We start from the raw sequence: 6,288 nt of genomic DNA, 5'->3' as shown, positions 1-6,288 counted from the left end.
TAATAAAAGAAAATTTGAGTTTTAAATAGACAATTTTAGTATATTACGATTCAAATAGGATGTCCATTTGGACATCCTATTATGTTATGCTAATTTCAACACTATTTTAAAACAAAGCCTAAATAAATTAAATTTAAGTTATCTAGTGCAATGATTATAAAACTAAAATTTAATTGAAATGTAAAAGTAAATACTGTAGTAACTAATATCATTAAATACTTTAAATGTAATTTATTTATTGCAAATGTGTGAATAAAGTATTAATTAGCCAATATAAAAAATATCATTAAATAATTTTAAATCTGAACGAAAGAGGTGTATCTATGAAGCAATATGTTATACGTCGTATATTAATTAGTATAGTTGTTCTTTTCGGAGTATCATTCATGATTTATGGGATATTACGTTTAATGCCTGGGGACTTTATTGAGCAAATGACATCAGGAAATCCAAGTATAACAGCGGAACAAAAAGAGTTTTTAAGAGAATCTTATGGATTAAATGGAACTGTTATTGAAGGATATGTAACTTGGATAAAAAAAGCTATCACAGGAGATTTCGGAAAATCATTCCTTTATGCAAAGCCTGTTACTGAAGTAATAAAGAGCAGAATGTGGACATCTTTCTCATTAGCAGCAATTGCTTTTGTTATACAGCTCTGTATAGCGATTCCGCTCGGAATACTTGCGGCTACAAAACAATATACAAAAACAGATTATCTTATAGTTTTTCTTGCATTAGCAGGAATATCTTTACCAAGCTTCTTCTTAGCAGCTGTTTTACAAAGAGTTTTTGCTATGGGACTGGGATGGGTTCCTTTATCAGGTATGGTAACGGCAAGAGAAAATTTTACAGGATTTAGATTAACTTTAGATATTGGATACCATTTTATTTTACCAATTACAGTGTTTGTAATAACTGGTATTGGTGGATGGTTAAGATATGTTAGAACAAATATGTTAGAAGTATTAAATGCTGACTATATAAGAACTGCACGTGCTAAAGGTTTATCTGAGCGTAAAGTAATAGGAAAGCATGGATTTAGAAATACATTAATTCCAATAGTAACATTTATCGGAGGAACAATACCAAGCTTGTTTGCAGGAGCAATAATATCAGAAGGAATATTCTCTATTCCTGGATTAGGAAAAGCGGCTCTTGATGCAGTTCAAAATAAGGATTTACCTTTCTTAATGGGATACCTAATGTTTATGGCTGTACTTACATTACTTGGAACACTTATTTCAGATATATTATACGCAGTAGTTGATCCGAGAGTTAGATATAATTAGGAGGGGTTTTGATGATAACTGCAGAAGAATTAAAAAACATTAAGCAATCTAACCAAGAAGAACAAGATAGTTTTGAGAAAAACCAAATAATTCAAACTCCAGGTCAGCTGATAATGAAAAGATTTTTAAGAAACAAGTTAGCTATTTTAGGGGTATGTATTATTTTAGCAATTTCCTTGTTCTCATTTGTAGGACCATTATTTTCACCTTATGGAGAATATGAAATATTTTATATAAATCAAACAACTGGTGAAGAAATAAGAATGACTGATACGGAAGGAATTAAAGGGAAGAATGTAGGAGTTAATGTAAAAGCTCCAATGTCAGCTTCTCACCCTTTAGGTACTGATGCTGATGGTCGTGACGTATTAACTAGACTTATGTACGGTGGAAGAATATCCATAATGTTCAGTGTAGTTGTAACAATCATTGAGTTGCTGTTAGGAGTAACTTTAGGAGGAATAGCTGGTTATTATGGCGGAAAGATAGATATGTTAATCATGAGATTAGTTGAAATATTCTATTGTATACCATTCTTCCCGTTAATGCTTGTTACATCATCATTGATGGCTGCCTTTGGAGTAAAGCCTCAGATGAAGATTTATTTCTTAATGCTTATAATGGGGGTATTCAACTGGGCAGGTGTTGCGAGAATGATTAGAGGACAAATTCTTTCAATACGTGAAATGGACTATATGCAAGCAGCAGAAGCTTGTGGTTTAAGTGTAAGTCGTAAGATATTTAAGCATCTAATTCCTAATGTTACTCCAGTAATCATAGTAATGGCTACTATGGATCTTGGTAGTTTCATATTAACTGAATCAGCTTTAAGCTACTTAGGAGTAGGACTTTCATTCCCATATGCATCATTAGGTAATATGGTTAATGCGGTTAATAGTACTGTAATAATGAAAAATTACTTAAATATTTGGTTACCACCAGGAATAATGATATTATTCATAGTTATGGCCTTTAACTTTATTGGTGATGGTTTAAGAGATGCATTCGATCCAAGGATGAAGAGGTAGGTGAGTAGAAGTGGAAATGAATAATAAAGAATATAAAAAGCAACAAAGAGCTAAAATGAAAGAAATAAAGAAATTCAACTCAAAGATGTATAAGAAGTATAATAAGGATAAGAAACTTAAAAATGTACCAGAATCTCATTATACAGTAACTATGAGGGATGAAAATAATATATTAGAGTTTCATAATTTACAAACTCACTTCTTTACTGATACAGGAACTGTAAAAGCTGTTGATGGAGTATCTTTTGATATCCCAAGAGGAGCTACAGTAGGTGTAGTAGGTGAATCAGGATGTGGTAAATCTGTAACTAGTCTTTCTATAATGAGATTATTACAAGGACCACAAGGACAAATTGTTGGTGGAGAAATAAGATTTAATAATAAAAGTTCAGGAAAGGCAGTAGATATTGCTAAACTTCCTTTAACAGAAATGCAAAAGTTACGTGGAAATGAAATCTCAATGATTTTCCAAGAACCTATGACTAGTTTAAATCCAGTGTTTACAATTGGTGATCAATTAGCTGAACCAATTATGTTGCATGACCCTAAGATGAAAAAAGCAGATGTAGAAACTAGGGTAATAGAATTATTAAAACTAGTAGGTATAGCTAATCCAGAAGGTATAGTTAATAGATATCCTCACGAATTAAGTGGTGGTATGAAACAAAGAATTGTAATTGCAATGGCATTATGCTGCGACCCTCAATTAATTGTTGCAGATGAGCCTACAACAGCATTAGACGTTACTATTCAGGCGCAAATATTAGATTTACTTCGTGATTTGAAGGATAAAATAAATGCATCTATAATGCTTATAACTCATGACCTTGGAGTAGTAGCTAGTATGTGTGATTATGTAGTTGTTATGTATGCAGGTAGAGTAATTGAAAAAGGAACAGTACATGAAATATTTAAAGATCCTAAACATCCATATACTATTGGGTTAATTAAGTCTTTACCAAGTATGAATGAAGGTAATGATAAGCTATATTCTATACCTGGAAATGTTCCAAATCCAATTAATATGCCAAATCACTGTTACTTCAAAAATAGATGTGATAAGTGTAATGATGAATGTTTTGGAGATTACCCTCCTATTAAGGAAATAACACAAACACATAAAGTAAGCTGTCATCTTTATAAATAACTAAGGAGGTAATTATGAGTAGCCAAAATATTTTAGAAGTTAAAAATTTAAAGAAGCATTTCCCTATAAAAGCTGGTGTATTCCAACATGTTGTTGGACATGTTAAGTCAGTTGATGGGGTGTCTTTTGAAATAAAAAAAGGACAAACATTTGGGCTAGTAGGTGAATCTGGTTGTGGAAAAACTACAATAGGACGTACAATACTAAGATTAGTAGAACCTACAGAAGGTGAAGCTATATTAAATGGAAAAGACATATTTAAAATGTCTAAAAAAGAGCTTCAAAAAATTAGACCAGAAGCTCAAATTATTTTCCAAGACCCATACTCTTCATTGGATCCTCGTATGCCTGTTGGTGAAATTATAGGTGAAGCTGTAAGAGCACATGGAATAGTTCCAAAAGAGCAGTATAGAGAATATATAATGCAAATAATGGAGGATTGTGGATTAAGACCATATCATATAGATCGTTACCCACATGAATTCTCAGGAGGACAACGTCAACGTATATGTATTGCCCGTGCATTAGCTCTTAATCCAAGTTTAATTATTGCTGATGAACCAGTAAGTGCATTAGATGTTTCTATTCAAGCACAAATAATAAACTTAATGAGAGAACTTCAAGAAAAGAGAGGTATTTCTTATTTATTTATATCGCATGATTTATCAGTAATAAAATATATTTCTCATGTAATAGGTGTAATGTACTTAGGAAATTTAGTTGAATATGCAACAACTGAGGAGCTATTTAATAATCCTATGCATCCATATACTAAGGCATTATTAAGTGCGGTTCCAGTACCGGATCCAGATGTTAAGATGGATAGAACTATATTAGAGGGAGATCTTCCATCTCCAGCTAATCCACCAGTTGGATGTAAATTTAATACACGTTGTCCAGAATGTATGGATATCTGTACTAAAGAAGCACCAACATTAAGAGTAATGAAAAATGGACATAAAATAGCTTGTCATTTATATGATGAAAAAGATTTATAATATTAAATACTAAGTAAGAAGAGCTGTTCGATGAACAGCTCTTTACTTATGTGAAAATAAGGTGCAATTAAAAAAATGATTCTTACTTTTATACAATGTCTTTTACATATAAATAAGGAATATTATAATAAATGTATACAATAAAGATGTGGATGGATAAGTTGATATGAATTATGTTTATATTTTAAAGTGTAGTGATGATAGTCTATATACTGGTTGGACAAACAATTTGGAGAAAAGATTTAAAGCGCATTCCACTGGTAAAGGAGCAAAATATACAAAGGCTAGATTACCAGTGGAATTAGTATATTATGAAGAGTTTGAAGATAAGATAGATGCAATGAAGAGAGAATATGAGATAAAGCAATTGAAGAGAAAAGAGAAGTTAGAATTAATTAATAGAAAAATTGATGTGTGAATGTCAGCGATTAGAAATTAAATCTTAGAATAAAGAGAAGTGAATATTAAAAATAGTAGTATTAATAAATAAGTTATAGAAATAGTAGAATCTTTTTATATGAAAAGACTACTATTTTTTTTGAAATTTTTAATAAGTATAATGGAGAAACTTAAAATTTGAGTTTTGTTAGTTGAATTTATATTTTTATTACTAGAAAAAGAAATTACACTTAATATTAATAATTACAGTTGGTGTATATTTGGTGTAAAAAGATTAAAAAATTTTAATTTTACTCTAATTTTGTCTTCATGAAAGATATTAGCTTGTATTATATAATTCAATTACAGATTAGCAATAAGGAGAAGATAATATGAATAAATATTTAGAAGCAATAAGAGATAAAATAAAAACAAATAAAAGAAAATTAATAAAAAGAGCATCAATAGTAGTAGCCATAATAGCTGGATTAGGTATTGCAGCATTTGCAACTGTTTATAGTATAGCAAAATCTAATATTAATTATACAGTTGAAGAAGCAAAAGCAATAGTACTTCAATCAGTTCAAGGAGAAATAGTAAGAGTTAATAAAAGATTAGATTTAGATACTTTTAGTTTTGACTATGAATTTAAAATAAAAGATAAAAATAATATGCTGATAAAGGCTGATGTAAATTCTAGCTTAGGTGTTATTACAGATTTAGATAGCTATTATGATTAAAATTCAAATATGAATTAAATAAGGAGCAATCACTGTGAAAAACATATTAATTGTTGAAGATGAAGCAAATATTTCTGACTTTGTAAAAGGAGAATTAGAATATGAAGGATATAATGTTTGCATTAAAGAAGATGGTAGAGAAGGTTTGGAAGAAGCTTTAAAAAACGAATATGATCTTATAATATTGGACGTTATGTTACCTTCTATGAATGGTTTTGAAATATGTAGAAGATTAAAGAGAGAAAAACAGTCCACGGTAATAATGCTCAGTGCAAAAGATAGTGTAATGGATAAGGTTAATGGTCTTCAAATAGGAGCGGATGATTACATAGCAAAACCATTTGCAATAGAAGAATTACTTGCACGTATTGAAGTAGTATTTAGAAGGCAAGATAATTCAAATAATTACATAATAAAATTTAAGGACATCACAATTAATAAAAGTTCAAGAATTGTTAAAAAAGATGGTAATGAGATAAATTTAACTAATAAAGAGTATGAATTATTAATGATATTGCTAGATAACAAGGATAAGGTGGTTACTAGAGAAGAACTATTAGAAAAAATATGGGGATATGGATATGAACCAGAAACTAATGTTATAGATGTATATATCAGATATTTAAGGTCAAAGTTAAATAATGAGAATAAGGAACAATATATACAAACAGTTAGATCAGTTGGTTATATTATGAGGAGCTAATA

At 29.9% G+C, this 6,288-nt stretch carries 7 protein-coding genes; all 7 read left to right on the top strand.

What is annotated here, in order from left to right; translation table 11 throughout:
• The first annotated feature begins 323 nt into the window (after positions 1 to 323).
• The 7 genes from LQE93_RS12565 (at position 324) to LQE93_RS12535 (ending at position 6,286) form a co-directional block, all read left to right on the top strand.
• Entirely contained in the window at positions 324 to 1,292 is a 969-nt protein-coding gene (locus LQE93_RS12565; protein ID WP_186837735.1) for an ABC transporter permease, read from the top strand.
• 11 nt (positions 1,293 to 1,303) lie between these two features.
• Positions 1,304 to 2,320 (top strand): ABC transporter permease, encoded by a 1,017-nt coding sequence (locus tag LQE93_RS12560; RefSeq protein ID WP_186837736.1) that lies wholly within the window; start codon positions 1,304 to 1,306, stop codon positions 2,318 to 2,320.
• Between the two features lie 151 nt (positions 2,321 to 2,471).
• Positions 2,472 to 3,467 (top strand): ABC transporter ATP-binding protein, encoded by a 996-nt coding sequence (locus LQE93_RS12555; RefSeq protein ID WP_347707658.1) that lies wholly within the window; start codon positions 2,472 to 2,474, stop codon positions 3,465 to 3,467.
• 14 nt (positions 3,468 to 3,481) lie between these two features.
• On the top strand, positions 3,482 to 4,465 hold the full coding sequence (locus LQE93_RS12550) for an ABC transporter ATP-binding protein (protein WP_231073887.1): 984 nt from the start codon (positions 3,482 to 3,484) through the stop codon (positions 4,463 to 4,465).
• Between the two features lie 166 nt (positions 4,466 to 4,631).
• Entirely contained in the window at positions 4,632 to 4,883 is a 252-nt protein-coding gene (locus LQE93_RS12545; RefSeq protein ID WP_186837738.1) for a GIY-YIG nuclease family protein, read from the top strand.
• A gap of 352 nt (positions 4,884 to 5,235) precedes the next feature.
• Complete coding sequence (locus LQE93_RS12540; protein ID WP_231073885.1) at positions 5,236 to 5,583, top strand: hypothetical protein; 348 nt, start codon at positions 5,236 to 5,238, stop codon at positions 5,581 to 5,583.
• A 34-nt stretch (positions 5,584 to 5,617) separates the two neighbouring features.
• Positions 5,618 to 6,286, top strand: coding sequence for a response regulator transcription factor (locus tag LQE93_RS12535; protein WP_055265148.1), 669 nt, complete (start codon positions 5,618 to 5,620; stop codon positions 6,284 to 6,286).
• Positions 6,287 to 6,288: the final 2 nt, after the last annotated feature.

The organism is Clostridium sp. NSJ-145 (assembly GCF_021044725.1).
Classification (GTDB): Bacteria; Bacillota; Clostridia; order Clostridiales; family Clostridiaceae; genus Clostridium; species Clostridium disporicum_B.
Note: the sequence above shows the minus strand (reverse complement) of the source record. Positions and strands in the feature narration are given on the sequence as shown.